General features: G+C 45.7%; 2 protein-coding genes. One reads left to right on the top strand and one right to left on the bottom strand.

All coding sequences use genetic code 11. The annotated features are described in order from the left end of the window. The first annotated feature begins 114 nt into the window (after positions 1-114). Positions 115-1,221, top strand: a complete 1,107-nt coding sequence (cobT, locus tag QUA10_RS28830) for a nicotinate mononucleotide-dependent phosphoribosyltransferase CobT (RefSeq protein ID WP_333085940.1) — start codon at positions 115-117, stop codon at positions 1,219-1,221. A gap of 419 nt (positions 1,222-1,640) precedes the next feature. On the opposite strand, the gene QUA10_RS28825 is transcribed toward cobT, so the two are convergent. Continuing rightward, entirely contained in the window at positions 1,641-2,039 is a 399-nt protein-coding gene (locus tag QUA10_RS28825; protein ID WP_333085941.1) for a hypothetical protein, read from the bottom strand. Positions 2,040-2,670 lie beyond the last annotated feature (631 nt).

Here is a 2,670-nt window from a genome sequence, read left to right as displayed (position 1 = left end):
GTGATTGCCTCTTTGACTGGATATCCATTCATATTAAATGGGTTATCTGTAGCAAATATTTAGGAAAATGGTATAATGACTGCTGACTACGGACTAATGACTAATGACTAATTTATGATTGGTATTTATACAGAAATTGAACAGGGGCAGCGGTGGCTCGATCGCTATCGGGGACGAAAACCGATATTTGCCTGCGTGTTAGGATTTACCGCTACTGGCTTAATTCCGGGGATTTCAGCAGCAGGAGCAACCCCGCACGATCGACAATTTACTTGTTTAGCCGATGCAGAATTTTTGTATAACGGCCCTAAACCGTTGCCCCAATATCCTTTGCCACCCCTAGAAGCGGGTGCCTCACCGGTATTGATATCTCGCGCTGTAGTCGAAGCTTTGGAACTTCCGCTTTACCTATTTAATGCTGGTTTGCCCCTCCCACCTCCGGTACCTGCAATTGATTTGGGTGGTACTCCGGCAAAGTGTCTGATTTCTGGGAATGCTTTAGAACTAGAAACAGTCAAACATTTGCTCGAACAAGGATTAATTTGGGGAGCAAAATTGGCTGCTCAAACTAATGGCAGCTATTTAATCTTAGGGGAGTGCGTAGTTGGGGGAACGACTACTGCTTTGGGCGTGTTAATGGGTTTGGGTATTGCAGCGGCAGGCAAAGTTAATAGTTCTCATCCTCGCTGCAATCACGCTCAAAAATTGGCTGCGGTGACAGCGGGACTCCATAATGCTGAGTGGGAAATAGGCGGACAAAACAGCACTCCGCTGGAATTGGTAGCGGCAGTGGGCGATCCGATGCAAATAGTGGTGGCGGCAATGGCGATCGCCGCGAGTCAGACTTGCGGGGTGCTTCTGGCTGGGGGTACGCAAATGCTGGCAGTGTACGCTTTGATGCAAGCCTTAGCCCGTGAATATGCTCTAGTATGGCGTCCCAAACAAGTTGCGGTGGGGACTACGCGCTGGGTGGCCGAAGACCCTACAGGAGACACTGTAGGACTCGCTAATGAGATCGGCGGTGTGCCTCTGTTGGCGGCGCAGCTAAGTTTTGCTGGATCTCACTACGGGCAATTGCAAGCTTACGATCGCGGCTATGTTAAGGAAGGTGTCGGTGCGGGAGCGTGTGCGATCGCCAGTGGCTTGACTGCAAATTGGACTCCAACTCAACTCCTCCACGCTGTTGAAGCTTTAGCCTCGCGCTGTGAGATTAAACATTAAGTAGATAGTTATAAGACAATACGGTTCAGTTAAGGAAAATTGTAGCGAAAATGTTGGGCGGAGTGAAACGGAGGGTTCGTTCCACGGGCCCAACCTACGCAGGATCTGTTTTTAGCACTAACCCAAGCGTATTGAGTTATAAGAATCGATGCCGGATTTGTGAACTTCTCTCTTTCTTCTCTTTCTTCTCTTTCTTCTATCTCTCTGCGTCCTCTGCGCCCTCTGCGGTTTGTCAAAAAAATCTTGTTCACCAAAGAAATAGCCTTCCTATTTCTACACAATATCTCGCTTTCATGCAGTATTGTTCCTGTTAATTCTCGACCGGAAAAACTCTCTGCAATAACTCTATAAGTAGACGAGCATAAATCAACGCAATTTGTATTTGTTTTTGATTAGTACCCGATCCCCGCTAGCAATATTTAATTAGGCCCGCCTAGATGTTGCGAGTGCATTCTTTTGGAGAGCAACTGTTCTTCCAAGGCGGCAATTCGATTGTAAGCTGCTGTTAGCTGAGCTGTTAAGCGCTGGATTTGAATCTCTGCGCTCAGCTCTTTTTCCAAGCTTTGAGAGTTCTTGTCGAAATAGCTGTCATCTAACAGTATGTCTTTGTGTTCGAGGAGCCCGTCGAGACTGCTGTAGCTTTGATAGAGGGAGTTTTGGTCATTTCCTAGCGTTCCAGAGCGATCGTTTCTCTGTTGCTGGGTCAGCTTCGTCTCCTTGGCAGACTCCAAGAGCTTTTCATTGAGGTTTTCTATGAGTTTGTAGAGGGCCTCGACTTGTTGGCTCAATACTGTAACTTGCTGGCGGAGCGCTTCCATACAATCATCCTTTGGCTCGTAACTTAATATCTTTACATTTTAGGTAAATCTTTAAATAACTTGGATTTATCACTAAATTATTTAATTTTTGACGTAATTGTTGTGTTCCCAATCCTGACGGTAGATTTAGGGAGGCAGCTTGAAGATAATCGCTCGCCATTCGTGAGTCGATTGTAGATTTTAGATTTTAGATTTTAGATAGTCTTGGACACAGGAAGCGGGTGGGTTAACCTCCATACTTCGTTCAAACCTTCAATCAGAGCTAAAACGTCGGGTTTCTGAGAGTCGGATCGCAGAGCGTCCTATTAGATTGGCTGCGCTCTCGCCAGTGCTTTCAGGATTGAGATGAATGAATTTTTAGTTTTTTTAGTTATTAAGCTGTCGCCGATTTAAAAATATTTTTTTACTTCGGTTGTGTGAAAAGGCTCATGCAACGGCAGATGGCAGCGCTCTCGTTGTTTCGTTATATTAAAAAATGTAACACAGATGCGGTCGATCGACCGGGCTGCCGAGCAAAACTCGATCAAAGGAACTTGGGGCAGAGAAATCAGGCGTTAATACCAATTCTCCAAAATTATGCTACAGTATTTAGTGCCGATAGAATATAATCCCATCCCGTGATAGATGCGAT

The sequence above is a fragment of the Microcoleus sp. Pol8_D6 genome (assembly GCF_036700965.1).
Lineage (GTDB): Bacteria > Cyanobacteriota > Cyanobacteriia > Cyanobacteriales > Microcoleaceae > Microcoleus.
This window is presented reverse-complemented; position numbering and strand designations above follow the sequence as displayed.

Coding starts and splice junctions, on each gene's coding strand:
- cobT (WP_333085940.1), top strand. CDS start 115: ATGATTGGTATTTATACAGAAATTGAACAGGGGCAGCGGTGGCTCGAT.
- QUA10_RS28825 (WP_333085941.1), bottom strand. CDS start 2,039: ATGGAAGCGCTCCGCCAGCAAGTTACAGTATTGAGCCAACAAGTCGAG.